19 protein-coding genes are annotated in these 23,950 nt (G+C 33.9%); 10 read left to right on the top strand and 9 right to left on the bottom strand.

Annotated features, from left to right (window positions below):
- Positions 1-19 precede the first annotated feature (19 nt).
- The 7 genes from infB to NF27_RS05705 all read left to right on the top strand — a co-directional run bounded on the left by infB (position 20) and on the right by NF27_RS05705 (position 6,763).
- Entirely contained in the window at positions 20-2,746 is a 2,727-nt protein-coding gene (infB, locus tag NF27_RS05735) for a translation initiation factor IF-2 (protein WP_039456922.1), read from the top strand.
- Entirely contained in the window at positions 2,746-3,117 is a 372-nt protein-coding gene (rbfA, locus tag NF27_RS05730) for a 30S ribosome-binding factor RbfA (protein ID WP_039456919.1), read from the top strand. The genes infB and rbfA overlap by 1 nt, the downstream gene beginning before the upstream one ends.
- A gap of 69 nt (positions 3,118-3,186) precedes the next feature.
- Complete coding sequence (locus NF27_RS05725) at positions 3,187-3,624, top strand: Dps family protein (RefSeq protein ID WP_039456916.1); 438 nt, start codon at positions 3,187-3,189, stop codon at positions 3,622-3,624.
- A 365-nt stretch (positions 3,625-3,989) separates the two neighbouring features.
- Entirely contained in the window at positions 3,990-4,922 is a 933-nt protein-coding gene (locus NF27_RS05720; protein ID WP_068982013.1) for a patatin-like phospholipase family protein, read from the top strand.
- 201 nt (positions 4,923-5,123) lie between these two features.
- Complete coding sequence (locus NF27_RS05715; protein WP_039456913.1) at positions 5,124-5,345, top strand: DUF378 domain-containing protein; 222 nt, start codon at positions 5,124-5,126, stop codon at positions 5,343-5,345.
- 118 nt (positions 5,346-5,463) lie between these two features.
- On the top strand, positions 5,464-6,042 hold the full coding sequence (locus NF27_RS05710) for a hypothetical protein (RefSeq protein WP_039456909.1): 579 nt from the start codon (positions 5,464-5,466) through the stop codon (positions 6,040-6,042).
- A 475-nt stretch (positions 6,043-6,517) separates the two neighbouring features.
- Positions 6,518-6,763, top strand: a complete 246-nt coding sequence (locus NF27_RS05705; RefSeq protein WP_204367869.1) for a hypothetical protein — start codon at positions 6,518-6,520, stop codon at positions 6,761-6,763.
- A 76-nt stretch (positions 6,764-6,839) separates the two neighbouring features.
- Here the strand turns inward: NF27_RS05705 and NF27_RS05700 are convergent, their stop codons facing one another.
- On the bottom strand, positions 6,840-7,313 hold the full coding sequence (locus NF27_RS05700; protein WP_039456903.1) for a hypothetical protein: 474 nt from the start codon (positions 7,311-7,313) through the stop codon (positions 6,840-6,842).
- Between the two features lie 252 nt (positions 7,314-7,565).
- Between NF27_RS05700 and NF27_RS05695 the strand changes: the two genes are divergently transcribed.
- The 3 genes from NF27_RS05695 (at position 7,566) to NF27_RS05685 (ending at position 10,559) form a co-directional block, all read left to right on the top strand.
- Entirely contained in the window at positions 7,566-8,699 is a 1,134-nt protein-coding gene (locus tag NF27_RS05695; RefSeq protein ID WP_084212828.1) for a GDP-mannose 4,6-dehydratase, read from the top strand.
- Between the two features lie 73 nt (positions 8,700-8,772).
- Complete coding sequence (petA, locus tag NF27_RS05690) at positions 8,773-9,336, top strand: ubiquinol-cytochrome c reductase iron-sulfur subunit (RefSeq protein ID WP_039456901.1); 564 nt, start codon at positions 8,773-8,775, stop codon at positions 9,334-9,336.
- 8 nt (positions 9,337-9,344) lie between these two features.
- Entirely contained in the window at positions 9,345-10,559 is a 1,215-nt protein-coding gene (locus tag NF27_RS05685; RefSeq protein ID WP_039456898.1) for a cytochrome b, read from the top strand.
- Positions 10,560-10,607: 48 nt separating this feature from the next.
- On the opposite strand, the gene NF27_RS05680 is transcribed toward NF27_RS05685, so the two are convergent.
- From NF27_RS05680 to tkt, 8 genes are all read right to left on the bottom strand, one after another.
- Entirely contained in the window at positions 10,608-11,840 is a 1,233-nt protein-coding gene (locus NF27_RS05680) for a hypothetical protein (protein ID WP_039456895.1), read from the bottom strand.
- Positions 11,841-11,941: 101 nt separating this feature from the next.
- The gene (locus NF27_RS05675; RefSeq protein ID WP_161791817.1) at positions 11,942-13,342 is read right to left on the bottom strand and encodes an ankyrin repeat domain-containing protein; all 1,401 of its coding nucleotides are present in this window, start codon (positions 13,340-13,342) and stop codon (positions 11,942-11,944) included.
- 72 nt (positions 13,343-13,414) lie between these two features.
- The gene (alaS, locus tag NF27_RS05670; RefSeq protein ID WP_039456889.1) at positions 13,415-15,997 is read right to left on the bottom strand and encodes an alanine--tRNA ligase; all 2,583 of its coding nucleotides are present in this window, start codon (positions 15,995-15,997) and stop codon (positions 13,415-13,417) included.
- A gap of 77 nt (positions 15,998-16,074) precedes the next feature.
- Positions 16,075-16,821, bottom strand: a complete 747-nt coding sequence (locus NF27_RS05665; RefSeq protein WP_039456886.1) for an HvfC/BufC N-terminal domain-containing protein — start codon at positions 16,819-16,821, stop codon at positions 16,075-16,077.
- Entirely contained in the window at positions 16,811-17,683 is an 873-nt protein-coding gene (locus tag NF27_RS05660; protein WP_053332621.1) for a DUF692 domain-containing protein, read from the bottom strand. Before NF27_RS05660 ends, NF27_RS05665 begins: the two co-directional genes overlap by 11 nt.
- Positions 17,684-17,838: 155 nt before the next feature.
- Complete coding sequence (locus tag NF27_RS05655; protein ID WP_039456882.1) at positions 17,839-21,024, bottom strand: UvrD-helicase domain-containing protein; 3,186 nt, start codon at positions 21,022-21,024, stop codon at positions 17,839-17,841.
- Positions 21,025-21,109: 85 nt separating this feature from the next.
- Positions 21,110-21,763 carry a phage minor head protein gene (locus NF27_RS05650; RefSeq protein ID WP_084212826.1) on the bottom strand — a complete coding sequence of 218 codons (654 nt, stop codon included), beginning with the start codon at positions 21,761-21,763 and terminating at the stop codon, positions 21,110-21,112.
- Between the two features lie 140 nt (positions 21,764-21,903).
- Positions 21,904-23,889 (bottom strand): transketolase, encoded by a 1,986-nt coding sequence (gene tkt / locus NF27_RS05645; RefSeq protein WP_039456878.1) that lies wholly within the window; start codon positions 23,887-23,889, stop codon positions 21,904-21,906.
- Positions 23,890-23,950: the final 61 nt, after the last annotated feature.

The raw sequence follows: 23,950 nt of genomic DNA, 5'->3' as shown, positions 1-23,950 counted from the left end.
CTCGGCGAGGTAGTATTTAATGAGTGATAATAAAGACCAATTTACAGGCAAAAAAACTTTAACACTAAAGTCAGGTACTTTAGGTCTTAGTAATGCCGGAGGTAAGCTTGGTGTATCCGGAGGGGTACAGATAAAAAACAGGCCTGCTCAACAACCTGTTACTCATTCAAAAGGTACTGTTGTAGTTGTTACTAAAGCAAGAGGTTCAACTAAGGCTGCTCCTAAACAAAAAGTCAGTAATTACGGAACCGATGAATTAGACGGATTAACTTTAGAAGAAAGAGAAAGAAGAGTTGAAGTTTTACGCCAAGCTGAAATAGATAAAAAAAGAGAACAAGAAAGGCTTAAAGAAGAAGAAAAAATACGCTTAGAGCAACAGGAGCTTATCAGCAAAGCTAAAAAAGAGGCTGAAGAGGCCGCAGCAAATAAAGCCCGGAAAGAGAAAGAAGAAGAAGAAAAAGTAGTAGTTGTAGAACCTGAACCGGTAGTGGAAAAAGTAGAAGAAAACATAAGCCCTGAAGAGCAAAAAAGAATTGCACAAGAAAAACAGAGACATGAAGAAGAAGCTAAGAAAAGAAGTAATGAGCTAAAGGCGATACTTCTTACTAAAGGTAAAGTTAAAAATTTAAATACCATTGGTGCAAGTTTAAAACCTAAAGAAGAAAAACAACCTGAAACCGAAGTTAAAAAAGATACTGTCGGTGTAGCGGATAAAGAGACCAAACCTGCGGACACTAATATTAAGCCCGGGATTATAATCGCTAAGAAGAAAACTAAAGCTGAGATTGAGGAAGAAGAAAAATTCACTGCTCCGGTTAAAAAAGCAGAGCCGGATAAGAGAGTTAATAAAAAGCTCTCTGTTGCACAAGTTATGATGATGGATCAGGAAGACGGAACTTTCAGAAGAAATAAAAGTTCCTCACCGTTTAAAAAGTCTAAAGATAAATTTAAGCGAAATTTTGATGCTCCGAAAGATAAGGAAAAAGTTTTCCGTGAAGTTATTTTACCTGATGTAATCAGTGTTCAAGAGCTTGCAAATCGTATGTCGGAAAAAGCTGCAGATGTTATAAAAGCATTAATGAAAATGGGGATGATGGTTACCTTAAATCAATCAATTGATGCGGATACTGCTGAACTTATTGCCACAGAATTCGGTCATAAAGTTAAAAGAGTAACTGCTGAAGATATTGAAAAATCATTGCTTAGTGAAATTGAAGATTCTCCTGAAAGTTTAAAAACTAGACCACCAGTTGTTACGGTAATGGGGCATGTTGATCACGGTAAAACCTCATTGCTTGATGCTCTAAGATCTACCGATGTAGTCGGCGGTGAAGCAGGGGGTATTACTCAACATATCGGAGCATATCAAGTTAAACTTGAAAGCGGCCATTATATAACTTTCTTAGATACGCCCGGACATGAAGCATTTACCGCAATGCGTTCCAGGGGTGCTAAAGCGACTGATATCGTAGTTCTGGTTGTTGCGGCTGATGACGGGATAATGCAGCAGACAGTTGAAGCAATTAACCATGCAAAAGCAGCTGAAGTTCCTATAATTGTTGCAATTAACAAAATTGATAAGCCGGATGCGGATGTTAATAGAGTTAAAAATGAACTCTTAATCCATGGGCTTGTTCCTGAAGATATGGGTGGTGATACCATTGTTGTCGAAGTTTCCGCTAAAAAAAGGATTAATCTTGATAAGCTTGAAGAGTCAATATTATTACAAGCTGAGGTGATGGACTTAAAAGCTAATCCTGATAGGCTTGCCAAAGGGGTAGTAATTGAAGCTCAAGTAGATAAAGGACGAGGAGTAGCAACCACTCTTTTAGTTCAAAACGGAACATTAAGAAACGGTGACTTTATTGTGGCCGGAACAGCATATGGTAAAGTTAAAGCTCTAAATAATGATAAAAGACAGAGAACTACCGAAGCAGGGCCTTCAACACCTGTAGAAGTTCTCGGATTAAATGAAGCTCCGATTGCCGGAGATGAATTTATCATAACGGCTAATGAAAAATTATCTAAAGAAATTGCTGAGTTCAGAATTAATAAAGAAAAGGAAAGAGCCTTAATAAGTTCCAGAAAAACCTCTTTAGAGCAGTTATTCTTAAAAGCTAAAAACTCCCACTTTAAAGAGTTTAATATTATTATTAAAGCGGACGTACAAGGTTCCGTCGAAGCTATTTCTAATAGCTTAATGAAGCTTTCTACCGAAGAAATTCAAGTTAAATTGCTGCATATGGGCGTTGGTGGAATTACGGAATCCGATATTACTCTTGCTAATGCATCCGAAGCATTCATCGTCGGGTTTAACGTGAGAGCGAATAACCTTGCGCGTGATCTCGCCAGAAAGCATGGTGTGGAAATCAGATACTACTCGGTTATTTATAACCTGGTTGATGATGTTAAAGCAGCTATGTCCGGTATGCTTTCACCGACTATTAAAGAGCATATTCTAGGGTATGTTGATATTAAAGAAGTATTTGATTTAAGTAAGTTCGGTAAAGTAGCAGGATGCTATGTAACGGAAGGGATGATTAAAAAACAAGCTAATGCTAGGCTTATTCGTGATAACGTAGTTATTTTCGATGGTAAACTAAAAGCTTTAAAACGCTTTAAAGATGATGTTAAAGAAGTTAGAACAGGCTTTGAGTGCGGTATGTCATTTGAAAACTATGAAGATATTAAGCCGGGTGACAAAGTTGAAGCTTATGAGCTTATTGAAGAGGCAAGAACTTTATAATGACTAAAATTTACTCTAAACCTCCATCCAGTAGGCAGCTGCAAATCGGCCAAGAAATAAGGAGCGCATTATCGGAATATTTTATAAAGGGTGAATATTATCACCCTCTATTAGAAAGCGTTATGATTACTATTACGGAAGTAAGAATTAGCCCTGACTTAAAACATGCTACCGTTTTTATACTTATTTCCAACTTTGAAGACAAGCCGTTAGTTTTAAAATTTTTAAAAGAAGCTGTCCCTGAAATTCGTAAAGCAATGTCAGGAAAATTAAAATTAAGATTTTCTCCTGAGCTCAGGTTTGTACTTGATGAAACACAAGAAAAGGCAGCTAAAATTGAATCTCTTTTCAGTGCGTTAAATAAAAAATAGTGGTCTTTTCATTGCTTAAGAGCTAGACTTAAATATAAGAGGCAATAATAGTTAAAAGGGGAGTTAACTATGACTAAGGTTATTAACCAATTGAAAGTTGTTTTAGCTGATACTTATTCACTTTATTTAAAAACTCAAAATTATCATTGGAATGTTGTTGGTGAGCATTTCAACTCTTTACATAAAATGCTTGAAGAGCAATATGAGAAGTTAGCAGAAATGGTCGATGAAACGGCGGAAAAAATTAGAATGTTAGGGGAAAAAGCTCCGGGAACTTTTAGTGAATTCAGCGCACTTAGTAGTACAAAAAACCCAAATTCGGAGTATCCGTGGAGAAAAATGGTAGAAGACCTCTTAAATGATCATAAAAACATGTGTATTAATATTGAAAAGTTTATAAAAATTTGCGAAGAGGAGCAGGATTATACTACAAATGATATGCTTACCCAAAGGCTGGCATTTCATCAAAAAATATGTTGGATGCTAAAGTCTTTAATTGCAGGTTAAGTAAGTATACTAAGTTAAGTTTTTAATAAATATTGAAAGATTAAGAAGTCCGTCTCTAGCCGCACTTTATGGCGCGTGCTTCTTACTATTTTGACTCAGTTGTAGACTATAGTATATTAAATTAAGTTGAATACCTTGCACATTTATTAATGTATCTTTACTTTGTTATAAAGCACCCGGGTTAAATAAATGCTATTGTATGATTTGTAACTTAATTTACTATATATTAAACTTAACTTATTATGAATAAAGGCGCCGGATATTCAACTTAACACACTATAAATAACTTATAAAAAATTTATTTAATCTTAGCTGGTTTGCTTGTATACCTATAGTAAGGATGAGTTGAATATTTACAATTATTTATGAAAAAGTTTTTTAAGTGCTTTATTTTATTATTAGTATTACTTCCTTCCGCTTGTACACAAACAAAGCTGTTTGTTCAAGCACCTAAGGAACCGCCTTATGCTCCGCCGCTAAAAAATGTTAATGTGGCACTAGTTTTAGGGGGAGGGGGATCTAAAGGGATCGCTCATCTTGGAGTATTGAAAGTTTTTGAGGAAAATAATATTCCTATAGATTTAATTGTCGGATGTAGTGTAGGTAGTGCCGTTGGAGCTTTATATGCAGATAACCCCAACGCAGAGGAGATCAAAAATAAATTAATTAATATTAAAAGAGAAGAATTATTGGATCCTTCAATCGGTGATTCCTTGCAAATGCTTGTTACCCTGAAAGGGCCGATTAGAGGATATCATTATCAAAAGTTTTTAGCAAAGAACCTTAATACAAGGAATATTGAATCTTTAAAAATTCCTTTTGTAGCAGTTACGACCGATATAGGCACCAATAATCTCTTTGCTATAAGAACAGGGCCTATTGTGCCTGCCGTGCATGCTTCATCAGCTATCCCGCCCTTATTTACCCCGGTAAGAATTTACGGCAGAACCTTAGTTGACGGTGGAGTTAAAGCGCCTGTACCCGTGAAGGTTGCTAAACAATACGGGCCTAAAATTATAATTGCCGTAGATATCAGTGCACCGCCGCCAAAAGATGAATTGGGTAATATGCTGGATTTAACTTATAGAGCATTTTGGATATTTTATTATGAGCTCTCAAGACTACAAGCCAAGAAGGCTGATATAGAGATACATCCGAATATGGACGGTTATGGCACTTTTGATGACGGCAGCAAAAATGAGGAGCTTTATCAAGCGGGTATAGATGCGGCAAATGAATTAATAGGTGATATAAAACGCAAATTGGAAGAGCTTTGTATACCTCTTAAGAGTAAATAAAGTGACTCCGATCAAAATCCTACCCCCGCAGTACCAGGAAGTGCCGAAATAAGCCGGTAGAGAATTTAAGTCTAAGTATTTTAAGTCCTCCTTAACATTAAATTAGCAATGTTTAACAAAAAATTAATAATAAAGTGATTTTTATTTAATTATATTAGTTAGATAATAACTTGATATTGTATTAAACAAAGGAGCAATACTATGAGAGATACAAATAACTGGATGGAATTAACGGCCTTTATACTAACAATTATAGGAGCAGTTAATTGGGGGCTGATAGGTACCGCTAATTTTGACTTAGTAAAATTTATTTTTGGTGAACTTACTTTAATGAGCAGAATTATCTATTCTTTAGTTGGTGCTTCCGGTGTTTATCTTATTGTAGCAAATTTATACACCATTTTTACTGTTAAAGGGGAGTAAAAGGTTATTAATAATAAAGTTTTTTGTTAAAGTTGTGTTAAATCAGAGTTTTGATAATATTTTTGTAATAAATATAGTATATAATAAAATATATAACTAAGATTAACGGAATGCAAATATGATTAACAACACAATTAATTTTTTAGCAAGCTCTTTCTTAAAAACTTCTGATATTTTAGATACATTATCTAATAAATTATCACATTATTCCAGCAGTATAACTCCTGCAGGTTTGACCGATGAATATTGGAGCTCTCTTGAATCAATAACTCAATGGAATAAGCCTGCCGGAGCATCTTTTTTATATTACTCAAATTGCGTGACTCGTTCTTATCACTTAGAAAAGGAACAACTTTTAAAGTATTATAATTTAGTAGAACTTACTAATAATGAGACCGAAGCTATGCAGCTTCTCTTTAGAAGTGAATATGAAGATAGTATTTCTTATACTTTTGATAAAATTATACAACTTCCTGCTCACTTATTAACCCTAGGATCAGTTGTTGCCGGTTATTCCAGCTACATCCCTTATACAATAGGTAAAGGTTTGGAATACAGCGTATCAGCCACTAAATCTTTAAATACTTTAGTTAACGGTACAGAACCAGCATATGAAGAAACTTCTTTAATTCCTGAAATAGACTTTTCTTATGATTCGGCAGCAATAGCAGCTACCTTAGCAATCAGTATGCTTTAATTTTTTACCGGATTGGCTTATTTTTTAATGATTATAGAAAGTTTTATGTTATAGTTTAAATCCTTGACAAGGTTGTGCTAGGGTAGCTTTATAAAAAAGAGAGTTACCCTTTTTTTTGTATTTATCTTCTATTGTTATCATTAATACAAACTCATAATCGACATACAACTATAACTTATTTTCCATAATATATATTATCATAGTTTTAGCGGTTGTTGTGGGAGGTAGTTAACTTTCATTTTTACTTAGAGCATTTTATAAATGGGAAACTTAAATTATAAAAGATTTGTTCTTAAAAAAAATAGAGAAAATATTTTCAACTGTAGATTAGAGATTTTTTAATAGCATAATATTTTACTGCTTTAAAATAAAATTTTAAGTTAAAAATTAATTTTATTTAATGTAACATTGGTAGCCTATTTGTGGTTTATTAACTATATGCTTTAAAGTTGAATAAAAAATAATGGAGGCTATTATGGCAGTTAATGAAAATAATAAGAAGAAAAGCTCAGAGAATTTAAGTGCAGATGAAAAGAAAAAAATGCATGATAATTATGCGGCAATGGGTCATGAAGGTGGTAAAATCGGCGGTAATGTTACTAAAGAAACTTACGGAAGCGAATTTTATCATGATATTGGCGAAAAAGGCGGTAATGCGCGTAAAGAGCAAATGGCTCACTCTTCTTCTTATACAAACAAAGAAGATAAAGAGAATAAATAGTTTTATATAAAGTTTTATATAATTAAAGTTCACAATAAGGAGGGTAAAGTTTCAGGCTTTACCCTTTTTGTTTAGACTACTTATGTTTAATAATTTCGGATTCATTGAGAGTATAATATGCTCCGCCTTTGCCGTCGTCTAGCTGAAAACTAATTTTTACCTTAGCCATCTGATTAGAGGCTTTAATATCCCACTCCTCACTCCACTTAGTTTTCTCATCATTAAACAAAATTACTTTTGAATCAAATATAACAAAAGTTTGCTCTACCTCTTCTTCAGTTTTACAAAACGGAAGCAATTTACTTTTAATACTATGCACAGCAAGTAAAGTATCATTGGTTAATTGAAGAGAAGCATTAGTTTCTCCCATAATACCTGCAAACACCTTTGGTAAATCACCACCGTTTACAAAAAAATATAGCTTTGCAGTGCTTTCCACCGCATTATCATATAATCTCTTCGCAATTTCATGATAATTATTCTCTAAATACAGCTCAAATTCTTTAGTAAGATAAACCCTTCCTGCAATAATGATTACATTTAATATCATTGTATTTATTTACAATTAATTTAATGTATTGATATTTGTTATAAATTATTATACAATACTTATAAATTCAATTAAAAATGTTATTATATGTTAGAAAACATAATTTAATTTCAGTAATTATGTGCTCAGGAACACTATATTAAGAAAATTACTTTTCTTTTAATCATATGACTTCCTTCAAATTCTTACTACTTCACAATTGACATAAAGCTTATATCCTTTATTTTCATCATAAAAAATGTTGCTAGCTAAATGGATAGTATAACAAAATTCTTAAAGAGTAAAAATTCCTCTATATCTGAAAACTCTACGCTAAAATCTTCTTTCTCAGGCACTGCTGCCGGAGTAGGAGCAATTCCGCTTGTCGGTGCAATAGATATAACTGCTAAATTGGATAATGTTATAGAAGATGTTATCGACCGATCTAAAATATTAGTTACTGGGTGCTCCGGCTTTATCGGGTTTCATGTTGCCAAATATCTTCTTGAGCAAGGCTTTTCTGTGGTTGGGATTGATAATATGAATAAATATTATTCCAAGCAGCTTAAGGAAAGTAGGACTAAACTATTAAACCGGCATAAGAATTTTAAGTTCTATGAGGAAGACATCTGCAATTATGGATTCCTAACCAAATTAGCTAAAAAGCATGAATTCAGAGATATCATTCATTTAGCAGCTCAGCCCGGTGTACGATATTCAATAGAAAATCCTTTTGAGTACGAGAGAAGCAATGTGCAAGGGCACTTAAACATTCTTGAACTTTGTCGCAATATAAAAAACTTTAACAAGCTGGTTTATGCAAGTTCCAGCTCAGTTTATGGAAATAATAAGAAACTCCCCTTCTCTACTCAGGATAGAACGGATGAACCGATCTCTTTATATGCAGCAACTAAAAAATCTAACGAGATGATGAGCTATACTTATGCTCACCTTTATGGAATTAATGCTATCGGTTTAAGATTCTTTACCGTATACGGTTCTTATGGCAGGCCGGATATGGCTCCATTTAAGTTTACTAAAAACATTTTTGAAGAAAAGCCTATTGATGTATACAATATGGGAAATATGAAAAGAGATTTTACATATATAAACGATATTGTTTACGGGGTTATGGGCGCACTTAAATCAAACTTTATCGGGCATAAAGTATATAACCTGGGTAACAGCAAAGCTGAAGATTTAAAAGAATTTATCAGAGTCATTGAAGAATGCGTCGGAAAGAAAGCAATAATTAATTATCAACCTATGCAACCGGGGGACGTTGAAGAAACATTTGCTGACATAAGTGATGCTAAGCAGGATTTAGGCTTTATACCGGCAATTGATATATATACGGGAATACCTTTATTTGTAGATTGGTATAAAGAATATTATCTTGCCAAATAATATTTTTTTATAAGCTAATTGACAGAAATCGTGCATTCCTTATACTTCCAATTATTAATTTTAAATTAAGAAAATGACTGAGAACAAAGAAAACAATATAACCGAAAATACTTCGGAAGAAACTAATGAAGACGGAACCACAAGGAGAGACTTCATCGTGCTTACGGCCTCAGCAGTTGCATGTGCAGGTGCTGCAACCGCGGCTATTCCTTTTGTAAAATCATTAGCGCCTGATAAGGCAGTGCTCGCCGTAGGTAGCACAGAGGTTGATATATCAAAAATAAATGAAGGTGAAAGCGTAACTGTTATGTGGCGCGGACAACCGGTGTTCGTGAGACATAGAACCGATAAAGAAATCGAAGAAGCAAGAGCCGTGCAAATTTCCGAGTTGAAAGACCCTCAAGATGACTCAGACAGAGTAAAAAAAGGCCATGAAAAATGGTTGATAACAGTTGGAGTATGCACCCATTTAGGATGTGTTCCGCTTGGATATAAAGGAGATTATCAAGGGTGGTTCTGTCCTTGCCATGGTTCTGAATATGATACTTCAGGTAGAATAAGAAGAGGCCCTGCCCCAACTAATCTTGCTATTCCTCCTTATGAATTTGTTAGCGATACTACTATAAAAATAGGATAATTATAAAAATGAAAGTTAAAGATAAAAAATCTATAGCTCAAAATGTGGTTGACTGGGTTGAATACCGATTGCCAGTTTTCTCGTTTATAAAACATAATGCCGAATATCAAACGCCTAAGAACTTGAATTATGCATGGAACTTCGGTTCGCTTGCAGGCCTTGCGCTTGTTATACAAATTTTGACCGGCTTATTTTTAGCTATGCAATATACCCCGCATGTAAAAATGGCTTTTGATAGTGTTGAGCATATTATGCGTGATGTTAACTACGGGTGGTTAATTCGTTATATGCATGCGGTCGGTGCTTCCATGTTTTTCATCGTAGTTTACCTTCATATTGCCAGAAGCTTATTTTACGGCTCATATAAAGCGCCTCGGGAAATGGTTTGGTTTTTCGGAATTTTAATCTTCCTGCTTATGATGGCAACCGCGTTTATGGGATACGTGTTACCATGGGGACAGATGAGTTTTTGGGGAGCAAAGGTAATCACCAGCTTATTCTCGGCGATTCCTTTTATTGGTGAAAGCATAGTTGTGTGGCTCTGGGGCGGTTTCTCGGTTGATAACCCGACTTTAAACAGGTTCTTTGCCCTGCACTTTTTACTGCCCTTTGTAATTGTCGGAGTAATTATAATCCATATTGTTGCTCTCCACATTCACGGCTCTAATAACCCGACGGGAGTGGAAGTTAAATCTAAAAAAGATACGATCCCTTTTCATCCTTATTACACGGTGAAGGACTTCTTCGGTATCGGGGTTTTCTTCTTGGTCTTCTTTGCATTTTTATTTTTTGAACCTAATAAGCTAGGTCATCCGGATAATTATATAGAAGCTAACCCGTTGGTTACACCGCCTCATATTGTACCGGAGTGGTATTTCCTGCCTTTCTATGCAATTCTTCGTTCGATTCCCGATAAATTACTTGGGGTGCTCGCAATGTTCGGCGCTATACTTGTACTCTTTATTTTACCGTGGCTGGACCGCTCTCCCGTAAAGAGCGGAAATTACAGGCCGATATTCAGAATATTTACCTTTATATTTTGCATTAACTTCATGATTCTCGGTTATATCGGGGGCAACCCACCGGAAGAGCCTTATATCACAATCGGGCAAATCTCTACGGCTTGGTACTTCTTTCACTTCTTTGTAATATTACCTTTACTCAGTAAGTTTGAAAGAACACGAACATTACCCGAATCAATTGATGCTGCTTATAAGGTCTAAATATTTAAGAAAGTGCGTTCTTTAAAAGGCGCACTTTTTTCTTCCATACTAACGAATCATCCCGCTAAACTTGTCTGATTGCAAGTCACTTACTCCTTCAGCTAAATTTTCCAAACTTTTGGATACTCTGGCGGTAAACTTGCTTACACTTTTTATTGCTGCTTCCTTCACCGATAAACAGATTTTATATGAGATGTCGGCAAATATCAAACTATTCTCTTCATTTAAAGTTGCAATATAATCAATTATAGATTTCTTATTATTATTAATACTTTCATATAGAGATAAAACTATGGCCTGAGAACCTAAGACTGATAATATACTAATATTCTCCGGGTTATTACCTTTTTCAAATTGTATTATAATAGATGCAAAAAATAATCCTACCCCTAATATAAATGGAATAAATGTTTTCGTCATGTATTCTTCAAATCTTGTATCATTACACATATACATAAATCCTACCGCTCCACACAGTGCGGTAGTCTCTAAGGGATAAAACTTCGCTCCCAATCCTAAAATAATAGAGAACCCAAATATGAAAGAGCTGACTTTCATAATACTTTTTACTCTATCTTTAAATATCTCCTGCCTAAGAGGCTCAATCATTACAACAGCTCTTTTAGATAGCGGTGTTACGTAAGAAGCAATCTCATGAAGCATTTCATTAGGTAAAGGGTAAGCTTGTCTTAAATAATATTTTAAAGATACTATTGAATTATTAATTGCAGCTAATGCATTATGTAAATTTAACTTGTATGTATATGAATAATGCTCGCCCTTCTCGTATGAAGGTTCCACTCCTTGTTCAATCAAAAATAATGCCGATTCTTTACTGGCAAATTCAAGAGCAAGATCAAGTGAATTCCTTAATATGTACTTATAATGAGAGGTTATTATAGCTTCTAGAAGTTCTTCAGATGGTAATTTAATTTCCCTTTCTAAAAATTCTTTAAATAGTTTATTTTGTATAAGGTAATCTAATACGCCTATACTATTATTTATTGCCGCTAAATAAAAGCAAGCTGCATATGACCATTTTAATGTTATTTGCTTATTATTATTTATAACAAGAAATGAATCTTCTTGATTAGCTTTAAAAGTATTAAAATATTCTATTGTATTTTTTCTAAAAATGCTGTGTTCCAAACCATTCAAATAATTCTTTATATTTTCTATATCATCATTTAATATTTTACTAATTAATGTTAACTTATTTTTCTTATTAAGGTTTGTGATCTCTATTTCAATTCCATTTAAAAAAATAAATTTCGATGTCATTTTTACCTTTTAATTTTTTACTAAATAGTGGGATAATAGCATGAGTATGTTAATTTAATGTTTTAATATATTATTAATTTTGATAAATATTAAAGGTTACTCTAATGAGCCATTCCTTCTCCTACCATGCCGTGCTGTGAATTATTTGAGCTTTTTAATACTCTATCAGTAAATTTATCTATACTTTTCATTGCATAATCTTTTGCGTGTAAACAGGTTTTATATGAAACATCTGCAAATATCTCAACTTCCGAGCGGATTAAGCTTATTCCATAATTAAGCCATGGTTTTAATCCATGCCCTTCAGATGCATTCAATATATTACTCATACCTGTTCCTGTCCCGTAAATTAAAAATAATGAACCGATACAAGAGAGATAACTATATTCATAGTTAAAAGCATAGTTAGTAACGGCAAACGTAACTATTCCGGCAAGCGCTGTTCCTGCAAGTTTTAAATTACTATTGAGTTCAGCTCCTAATGATCTGAATCTTTCAACGGCAACCATTGATATTAAATTTGTTACTACTGAATCCATTCCTCCTAAGAAATAGGACAATAATGCAAAATTCACTGCTTCAGAAAATACTAGTGCATTTTTCTTGTGTTCTATATTATATACGTAATACATCAAGCCAGCCCTAGCGCAAAGTATTGTTGTAATTAACGGGGAGGTTAAGCTTGTCCCTAACCATAAACCTAAGGAAGTTGCTAGTATAATACTTCCGCATATGATAGCACTATTTTTCCTTTCTTCAAATATTTCATCTCTGCAAGATACCATGAGTTCAGTGTTTTCAAGTGCATACTTATCCTTATATGACCAAATATGGTTAATTATCTCAGCAGGTAATCCGCTATAATGCTCTGCATAATATTTTAAATTATTTTCTTTATTTAAAATATTATATAATATTATTTTATAAAAATAGGAATAGGGCTCTTCACCTCCGAATATATCTCTCCACTTTGCCAATAAGGGATCTTTATAAAAAGGTCTCGCCCCTGACTCTAATAAAAATGCTGCAGTTTCTTTGTTACCGAACTCAAGTGCAACATCAAGAGCATTCAAAATAATATAATTTTGATAAGCTACCGAAAAAGTTCGAAATTTTGTAGTTTGAAATAGATAATGTAATATTTCTTTATTATTATTCATTGCAGCTAAGTGGCATAAGGAAATATATAACCATTGAAGAGTTATTGTATTTTGTTGCTTGTTATAGGGTATACTTACAGTTTCATAAGTACTTACAATATAGTTATTAATGCAATATGCATAAGTATGCAAAGTTTGCTGATTATGGTTTACCACTTCCATATTTTCAATATCCTCTGAATAAGCCCTTATTTGATCCAAATCTCCGAATTTAATTATTTCTATGAGGGAAAGCCCTATATTCAAAGGAACATCTTGCACCTCAATTTGTCGGCCTTTTATAACGGTTTTATAATTAAATTTTCCATTTAACATTTTACTTTTAGCACTAATATTTATCATAAGGGCTATTTTTAACATAAAAGTGATATTTTAATATTTTTAATATATTAAATTTATATGAATATAGTTAGTTTATTTTAATTGTAAAATAAACTCCCTTACCTTCTCAATAGCTTGATCGATACCGCTTACTTTAGTTCCCCCGGCTTGAGCCATATCGGCTTTTCCTCCGCCTTTGCCTTCTATTGCAGTTAAAACCTCTTTAATGATCTCTCCGGCCTTATATTTATCCTGTAAATTTTGGCTAACAATCACTATAACTGAAACTCTTTCTTCAAAAGTGGTTGTAACTAATATCACGCCTTCTTTTATCTGTTTTTGGATTTCAAATGCCACATTTTTCAAGTCTTGCGGTGGAATATTCTCCAGTTTCTTCACCGTAAAGTTAACACTTCCAAGTTCTTCCGAAGTAATTTCTGATGATAAAGCGAGCGCTATTCTGAGTGAGGAAATTTCTTTTTCAGCTTTTCGTTTTTCTTCAATTAATGATTCCACCCTTGCATGTATATCATTTTCCGAGCATTTTAACATACCGGCAGTATCTTTAATTATTTCCTCCTTAAGTATAACATAATTTAAAGCATCCAACGCCGTGACCGCTTCGATTCTTCTTACTCCCGCAGCTATAGCTTCTTCAGAAATAATTTTAAATAAACCGATATCTCCGGTTCTTGCCACGTGGGTTCCGCCGCATAGCTCCAGAGATTCTCCCATACCAATTGTTCTTACTTCCTCACCATACTTTTCACCAAAAAGTGCCATCGCACCTTTTTCTATAGCTTTATCCATGGAAGAAAGTTCTGTAAGCACCTCATGATTTTTAATAACCATTCGGTTCACTTCTTTTTCAATTTTCTGTATCTGCTCTTTATTCAAAGCTTGCGAATGAGAAAAATCAAAACGCAGTTTCTCGGCAGTAACAATTGAGCCTTTCTGGGTCACATGTTCGCCCAATTGTTTTCTTAGAATCCTATGAAGCAGATGAGTTGCGGAATGGTTAGCTCTTATTCTATCTCTTCTTTCAATATCAATTTTAGCATGCACAGTATCTCCGCATTTTATCTCTCCATTGAGAACAGTAATATGGCCGAAAATATGAGAGGCAAATTTTTTAGTATCTTTTACTTCATGCCGATTAATAAACCCGGAATCTCCTACCTGGCCTCCTGATTCCGCATAAAATGGGGTTTGATTTAAAACTATGATTGCTTCTACATCCGAAGCTTGTTCCACAGGTTTGCCGTCAACAATAATTGCTTTCACAATAGCTTCAGCTTCATCTGACGTATAGCCTAAAAACTCGGTCGCACCTGAAGTTTCATGGATATTGAACCAAACTTCATCGGTAGCTTTTTCTCCCGATCCTACCCATGCGGCTCTTGCTCTTTTCCTTTGAGCTTCCATCTCTTTCTCAAACCCGACTTCGTCAACCGCAATTTGCTTGGATCTTAATATATCTTTAGTTAAATCAAGCGGGAACCCGTAAGTATCATAAAGCTTGAATGCTACTTCACCTCTTAGTTCTTCTCCCATGCTTAAATTTTCAATATTGGAATTTAATAATTTTAATCCTCTATCCAAAGTCTCTCTAAACTTTACTTCCTCAAGATTCAGAGTAGTGGTGATAACTGTTTCTGCACGTTTTAGCTCAGGGTAAACATCACCCATTTCATTTACGAGAGTGTGTACTAATTTATGCATCAAAGGCTCCTTAGCACCTAATATATGAATATGGCGCATAGCTCTTCGCATAATTCTTCGCAAAACATATCCCCTGCCCTCGTTAGACGGCAAAACTCCATCTGCAATAAGAAAGGCACTGGATCTTAAATGATCGGCGATAACTCTATGAGAAGTAAGATTTTCATTATTACCCGACACCTGCTCTGAAGCTTTGATTAGGCTTTTAAACAAGTCGGTTTCATAATTATGATTAGTGCCTTGCAGCACGGCTGAAATTCTTTCCAGACCCATACCGGTGTCAATACACGGCTTAGGTAATGCAATTCTTGAGCCTCCGGCTAACTGCTCATATTGCATAAATACCAAGTTCCAGATTTCAACAAATCTGTCGCCGTCCGCTTCCGCAGTTCCGGGTAGCCCGCCCCAATATTTATCGCCGTGGTCATAAAATATTTCCGAGCAAGGCCCGCAAGGACCTGTATCACCCATTGACCAAAAATTGTCCGAGGTAGCTATCCTTATTATCTTTTCATCGGGGAAGCCGGTAATTTTTTTCCAAATTTTATAAGCTTCTTCATCATCATGATAGATTGTAATATAAAGCTTATCCGTATTTAAGCTGACCTCTTTAGTTAAATAGTTCCAAGCAAGTAAAATAGCTTCTTCTTTAAAATAATCTCCAAAAGAAAAATTTCCCAACATTTCAAAAAATGTATGATGGCGTGCCGTGTAACCCACATTTTCCAAATCATTATGTTTTCCGCCCGCACGCACGCATTTTTGTGCTGTGCTTACTCTCTTATTAACAGCAACTTCAGCACCAGTAAAATAATTTTTAAATGGCACCATACCGGCGCTGGTAAACATCAAGCTCGGGTCATTGCGAGGAACGAGAGAACCGGAAGGCATTATTGTATGGTTATTTTTTTCAAAATATTCTAAGAAAGATTTTCTAACCTGATTTACTTGCATTTAAATTTAACCGCAATTTTTGAGCAAATGTAACATTATAAGTTTTATTTTCAATTAAAGTTTATAGATTTATCAGACTATTTTACCTTGAAAATTCCAAGTGATAATAATCGCTCTATGATTTGCGTTACTATATCTTCGGTAATATTAAACTTTTCCAGTAATGCAATAATTATCATATCCAGGGTAACTTTTTGTATAAATAGTAGTAAGAAGTGATATTCAATAGCTGCAAGTGTAAAAAGCTCTATTCTAAAATTGTTTCTAACTACCAAACTATATACTTCCTGACCGGTTTCTTTAGCCTCTTTTAAGTTTATTTTTCGATTATAAATTTTATCAATAGGATAATTAGAATGAAATATTCTAACTGAGGCTCGCAATTCTAAATCGATATCATTTTCATTTATTCCATCCAACATACATAATAACAACGGATAATCTTCAGCAGCATTGCTTGATTCATGCACCAACCATTCAAACCTTGCAAGATCAGATAAATAATCAATTTTATGAACATGATTATAACTTAAAAAAAAATCCGCCAGATTTTCGCCATTTTTATTATTGGAACTCAAAATTGCTAAATCTTTTTTTATAAACTCTTTAGCTAACTGTTCAAAGAATTCATTTCCAAGAGCGCTATTGCTTAAAGGATATATATCTTTTAAAGAACTTATTAGCCTACTAAAAACATTATTTCTATAAACTTCAAGCATGACTTCTTTTGGAAGATCACTACTCCTAATTAGCTTTAATATAAGCTTTGAGGCTTGCTTAGTAATAATATATCTTTCAAAGTGCTTTTGTAATTTAAGCAGCATTTCTATAACTATTCAATTTCAGTATTTCATTACATTTGTTTACTTCTGCTAACAACTCGCTAAACTCAGGCAAATTATAATCCCATTTTACTAATGTCGGAATGCACCCTTTTTCTAAGATAGTATAAGAGTAAAGCTCCCATACTTCTTTGCTGATTTTATTGTTGGATATATCAATGATTTTTTCCTTACCGTTTACTTTGGCTTTAGTATGCCCTGATATATGAATTTCTTTAATTATATTGTCTGAAATAATATCAACGTAGTTTTTCGGATTAAAGTTATGATTAATTGAATTCGCATATATGTTATTAAGATTAAGTAATAGGCTACACCCTGTTCTTTCAACCATTCTCATGAAAAATTCGGGCTCACTGATATTTCCTTTAAATTCAAAATAACTCATTGGGTTTTCTATTAATATTTGACGTGATAAATAATCTTGAATCCTCATAACATTATCACTAATAATGTTGAGGTTTTTCTCATTATAAGGAAAAGGGAGAAAATCAACCGCAGGAATTCCTTTTAGAACCGACCATGTTGCACTCATAGAGATATTTAGCAGATTAAACTTTTCAGCTAATATTTTTAGTTTAATTAACTTGTCATTTAATGTTCCTTGATTAGAGCTTAATAAAAGATTGTTGGAATGAAAACTAAAGAGATATTTATCTTTAATTCGCTCTAAAACATGCAATATAACACCTTCATTCAAGCATTTTTCAATATCTATTTTTAAGAAGCCAATCTCAGGACTAATATCAATAATCTCTTTAAAATATTTTTGCTTTAAACTTATTCCGGATTGCTGAAGAATAGCCGGTACACTTTCAATGTACTTAAGTTCAGGTATACCCATATTTACCGTATCAGTTAGGGTTAAATCTTCTATCCTGCTTAGATATAAAATTTATATGCTACTTGCTAACTATAAATAATTTACCAGCTAAATAGAAAATTATTATAAATTTAGTCTAATCTAATATAAATAAAATGTGTACACATTTTTTGTCTTTAATTAAATATTTCTATAAGTTCCTGATTACTGCTAAAAAGTAAATAAATTTTTATAGGAGTTTGCCTATATTTTTTTTGGAGCAATTGCTTATAAAACTTAAGCTGAATTATATAGTTATTCTTAACCTTATTCAAATTAGGCCGAGTATCAGTTTTGAAATCAATTATTTGAATAAAGTCTTCTTTAAAAATTATTTTATCAATTTGAGCGTTAAGCTGTGAGCCGTTTAATTCTCCGACTATCGGAAGTTCAGAAATTGAGTTTACTGAAAAAAATATATCGGGAAAAGCTTTTATAGTTAAGAGAAGATCTTGTTTTATTGATTCATCTAAAGGTTCTAAAATATTATTCCACCTTGCTTGCGGAATTTGCGGAAGCTCATGAAGCAATTTATGAATTACTTTACCTCTTTCCATAAATGCAGGGTTAACACTTACCTTTTTAGTTAATGAGGGTCGTATTATTTTTTTCTTTTCTAAGTTTATTGATTTGTCTAATTTAACTTCTATATATTTATCTTTATTTTTTATTTCTGCTTCCCCTTCAGCGTAGTTCGGTATAACTTCAATATTATTATCATGTTTTTTAGAAATTAAATCATACCAACTTCCCTTTATGCGGTTATTTTCCCATCCTCCTATATATAACTCATCTTCTGCTCTGGTCAAAGCAACATATAGTAACCTTAAATTTTCTCTTTCTTGATTAGAATTGCAGAACTCTTTTGCGAGCTTGATTACTTCGCAGTCAAATTCACTATAACAACTTAAATATAAATCTTCATTTTTATCCCAATATACATTTTCAACAGGAGATTGTTCCGAAGAAGCACTATCAGCAATAATTACAATAGGTGCTTGCAAACCTTTAGAGCCGTGAACTGTCATTATTCTTAATTTATCATTATGAACTAAGCTTCCGAACTTAGCTTTATAATCTTTAAACCATTCCACAAATTCCTGGTAAGCACAAAGGCTGAATGAGGAAGTCTCAAATTTTATTATTGCTTCAATAAATATATTAATTAAGTCTTTAGCTCCGTCACCATATCTTTCTATAAAAATTTGATACTTTTCATCAATATATAAAACCTTATTGATCAGCTCTAATATACTTAAAGCATGTGAGGAATTTTTTAGATTTTCTAAATATTTAAAAACATCCGGGTTTTTTAATTCTAAACTTTCCCATATTGATGTTTCTCTTGCATGGCATATTTCAAATAATTGTGTTTCGTAAAGAGCTATTATAGGGGATTTAAGTAAACAAGCTAAGTTATAATCATCAGATTGCAGATTAATAAACTTAATGAGGGAAAGCAAATCCATAATAAGTAAATTTTCCTGCAAATTTGATTGGCCATGCTCAACTACAGGAATTTTATGCTTTTTCAACTCAGCAATTAAGTAATCTATAAGCTCACTTCTTTTTCTGACCAGTATCATGATATCTTTCGGCTCTATTGCCCTTAAGTGTCCGTAAAGCTTCCGTTTACTTGTAATCCATTCGTCAATTTTTGTTACAATTTGCTTAGCCAATAATTTCTTTTGATTATGCTTTATATCATCTTCGTATTCAGGTAAGTGCCAACCTTCCGATTCCTTATTTTTTGGTTTTTCTATTAACGGTAACATTCCGATATAGCCGCTTCCATTTCGAAAAGGAATATGTTTTGTATAGTTATGAATAAAGGCATGATTATCGCCTAATAAGCTATCAATAAATCCGAGAATTGGAGCAGTAGTCCTGAAAGAAGTGCTTAAATTAAGTTCTTTCCAAACTTTTAAAGCATTAGTTGCTCTTTCCTCAAAGTAAGCCCTGGCTGCCTCAAATTCTTTCGGGTCTGCTCCTTGGAAGCTATATATCGATTGTTTGAAATCTCCGACTATAAAAACCGTTCTATCATAGTCTTTTGCTCCTTCTCCTGCAAAGAATTCTTCAGAAACGGATTTTATTAGTTCCCATTGTATCTCACTTAAATCCTGAGCTTCATCGACTAAAATATGATCGATTGCCATATCAAGCTTATAAAGAATCCAATAAGAGCTTTCGGAGTTTTGTAGCAAATCTAAAGTCTTGATAATTAAATCATCATACTCAAATAACTGTTCTTCTGCTTTTAATGCTTCATATATCTCAAGTATTCTTTTGCAAAATAAAGTTAGTGAAAAGCAAAGCTCGGCAGAGATATACTTTTTATATGTTTGGTCAACATCATAAACTCTTTCCTGCTCTCTTGTTAAAATCTCAACAACATCAGGATACTTCTTTGCAAAGCTTGCTTTGACCAATCTGGCAAACCTTTCTCCATCTGCTTTTAAAAAGCATCTCTTATATCTTATGAAAGAATCTTTGTTTTGCAGTATAGCATTACCTATTTGTTCACCTTCTTCACTTAGCAGATTTAAAATCTTATCAGAAATCATCTGATCACCAAGCTCCATTGCTTTTGCCAAAATTTCTTGGCCGGATAGCTCAGGGCTCGCTTCATGCTTATGATAGATTCCCTGCTTCAGGTGCTCTTCATCATTAAATTTAGATAAATATCTTAAAAACTTAATTCTGGGAGCTAAGATTGCTTGAACCAATTCTTCCAGCCTATCATAGTCATAAAAGGATATTAACTGCCCAACAGAGGATTTTAAATTGTGATCACTACTTGTTGTATTAGTATTAAAAACTTGTTCAAAAGCTAATTTTAAAAATTTCTTCTTCGAGTGGTCTTCAATAATTTCATATGAATAAAATGAATTTTCACATGTAGAATATTTTTTTAAAATATCTAAACAAAAAGAATGGATGGTTTGAATTTTAATACTATCAATTTCTTCAGAAAAATACTTATGCAGTTTCCTTGCTTTTTGTATTAAGTTCGGGGATTTGTTCCCCTGCAATTTCAATAGCTCGTTTTCTAACTCTTCTTGACTGCATAGTGACCAATTTTGTAGCTTTTGCATTATCCTTTGGCGCATTTCAGCGGCAGCAGCGTTAGTAAATGTTAAGCATAATATTTTCTTTGCTTCTGTATCATCTAATAGTAACCTTAAATACCTATCGGTTAAAACTTTGGTTTTTCCGGTACCTGCGGAAGCGGAAAGATAAACTGAACAGGCGGGATCGGAAGCAAGTGCCTGAATCTCTTCCGGGCTAAGAGTAACTTCTGAAACAATTCTCTCAAACATTAAAGAAAGTTATAAACAATATTTTAGGTATATTATTTATAAATAATACTAAGCGCAAATGAATTTTATATTTTTGAGGTTTAAATTAGTCCTGATAACTATTTTCCTTTCGTAAAAATTCTTTACTATTATAATTCACAAATCCGCCAGGTTTACTTTCATAATTTTGCAATAGATTTACACAACTTTTTGCCGCTCCTATAAGGATATTAAGCTCAATATTCATTGACCTTAAATACTTAACTTCAATAATCTCGGAAATTATTTCAGCATTAATCGGGATTTCTTCTTTGTAACATCGGCAATTAAAGTCCTCTCCCGGCAAGCCGAAGCTTAACTTATTATCAAGAGCAAAAACTTTGCCCTCTAAGTTTGCATGCGAATCTCTAACTTTATCATCTAAGCGGGTGCGCCAAATATAATAACCGCTGTCTACCCTCTTTGGCCATATTTTATCTATACCTCTAGGCAAAATCGTATGGGCAGGTATTATTTTTATTTCCGCATCAGGGGGAAGCAAAGGTTGATTAGGTTTTGAGTATATAAGATCTTTAGTAGAATCAAGTATTTCAGCCTGGGCATTCCTTCGGTTTTGTAACAAGACGTGATTTCCCGGATTAGAGTTCTTCTCAATTTTTTCTACCGCTTCTTTAAAATACTTTTCTTCGTTGGTATCTACATACACTTTAATACGGTTATAAAAACGAGTAGTTCCATTTACGGAAAATTTCTTCCTCACAGCCTAAAGTCAAGCTCGGGTAAAGCATAATGAAGTATAAAATCATTAATGCTGATAATTTGAGTAATCGGATCATATTATTAATTGATAAATATATATGACCTCAATATATGCGGTAACTTATAGGAAGGCCTTGGAAATTATTTTTTTAAGTATGGAGTTATTTTTTTAAAAATATTTTCTGGATCAAACCCGAAATATTTAAATAATTCTGAAGCTGTTCCCGATTCACCGAAGCTTTCCATACCGATAAATATTCCATGGGCACCGATCAGCCTTTCCCAGCCCTGCTCTACACCCGCTTCAATAGCAACTTTCAGACTATTATTACATGTAAGAGAAACTTGATATTCCTTATCCTGCATTTTAAATAAATCCATACACGGAACGGATATCACCCTTGCACCGCTTCCCGCTTCTTCAAGTTTTTCAGCAACAACAAGCGCTAAACTTACCTCTGAACCACTTGCAAATATGGTTACCTTTAATTCCTTCTCTTCTTTCTTAATTATATAAGCACCCAATGCAGAATGATTCTCTTTAAAGTATTCTTTTCTCAATTGCGGCAGATTCTGCCTGCTTAAAGCAAGCACGGAAGGAGTGCCTTGTTGGTTTAAAGCTATATCCCAACATTCTAAGGTTTCAATTACGTCACATGGCCTAAAAACAAGTAAATTAGGAATAGCCCTTAGTGCAGCCAAATGCTCAACCGGTTGATGAGTGGGGCCATCTTCCCCTAACCCGATTGAATCATGAGTCATAACGTATATTACTCTCAAAGCCATTAGTGCGGAAAGCCTGATCGCCGGGCGGCAATAATCACTGAAGGCTAGAAAAGTCCCGCCATACGGTATAAAACCTCCATGCAGCACTATTCCGTTCATCATTGCAGCCATTGCATGCTCTCTAATGCCGTAGTGAATATACCTTCCGCTGTAATCGCCGGGAGTTATAGGGTTTTGATTACGCGCTTTTGTGTTATTTGAAGGAGTTAAATCTGCAGATCCGCCTCTTATATTTTCTATATGCTCCGCCATTAATTCAACTATGCGTTCTGAGGATTTGCGACTAGGTTCATCGGTATTCGCTTCAATGCATAATTTTCGTTTTAAAGATTCCGAACCTTGCTTGAATGATAGGGGAATCTCTCCGCTTAAGTAACTTTTTAGCTTATCTTTTTTGTTACTATTATTAAATTCTTTATTCCATCTGTTGTATTCATCAAGATTTCGTGCAGCAATACTTCTCCATTCATTTAAAATTTCTTTAGGAATAACAAAAGGTGGAGATTGCCAGTTAAATTTCTCTCTAATTTTAACAATCTCTTCCCTGCCAAGAGGTGAACCGTGAGCGGAAGATTTTCCTTCCTTAGTCGGAGAGCCGAAACCTATTTTAGTCTTACAGGCTATAAACATCGGCTTATCCGAAGTTTGCGCAACCTCTAAAGCTTGCCTGATTTGATTATAATCATGACCGTCTATTTGTTTCACATTCCAATTAGAAGCTTCGAAACGCTTTAAATGGTTATCGGAAGTTGAAAGATTGATTGGGCCGTCGATTGTAATACCGTTATCATCAAATAAAATAATTAGGTTTTTTAGGCGCAAATGTCCGGCAATTGAGATTGCTTCCTGACTTATTCCTTCAGCTAAACATCCGTCACTGACAATTATATAGGTTTTATGGTTTACTAATTCATCACCGAATTCGGCATTGAGCATTCTCTCGGCAAGCGCCATCCCTACACCATTAGCTAAACCTTGCCCTAAAGGGCCGGTAGAAGTTTCAATACCCTTAGCTAAATGATATTCAGGATGACCTGCGGTTTTAGAGCCGAGTTTTCTGAAACTCTTAAGTTGATTGATATCGATGTCTTCATACCCGGTTAAATATAACAATGAATATAATAATGCCGATCCGTGCCCTGCCGAAAGAATAAACCTATCTCTATCAGCCCAATCGGGTGCTTGAGGATTAAACTTTAAAAAATATTTATATAACACAGTTGCAACGTCCGCCATTCCCATAGGCATACCGGGATGCCCTGATTTAGCATTTTCCACCATATCCATGCTGAGAAATCTGATTGCAAGTGAAAGATTAAAATCGCCCAAAGAAAAGCCCATACGTTTACCATTTGTTAACTATTTATATCTTATAATATAAAAATAAGATGAGATAAAATAT

It is taken from the genome of Candidatus Jidaibacter acanthamoeba, from assembly GCF_000815465.1.
GTDB classification, from domain to species: Bacteria; Pseudomonadota; Alphaproteobacteria; order Rickettsiales; family Midichloriaceae; genus Jidaibacter; species Jidaibacter acanthamoebae.
Note: the sequence above shows the minus strand (reverse complement) of the source record. Positions and strands in the feature narration are given on the sequence as shown.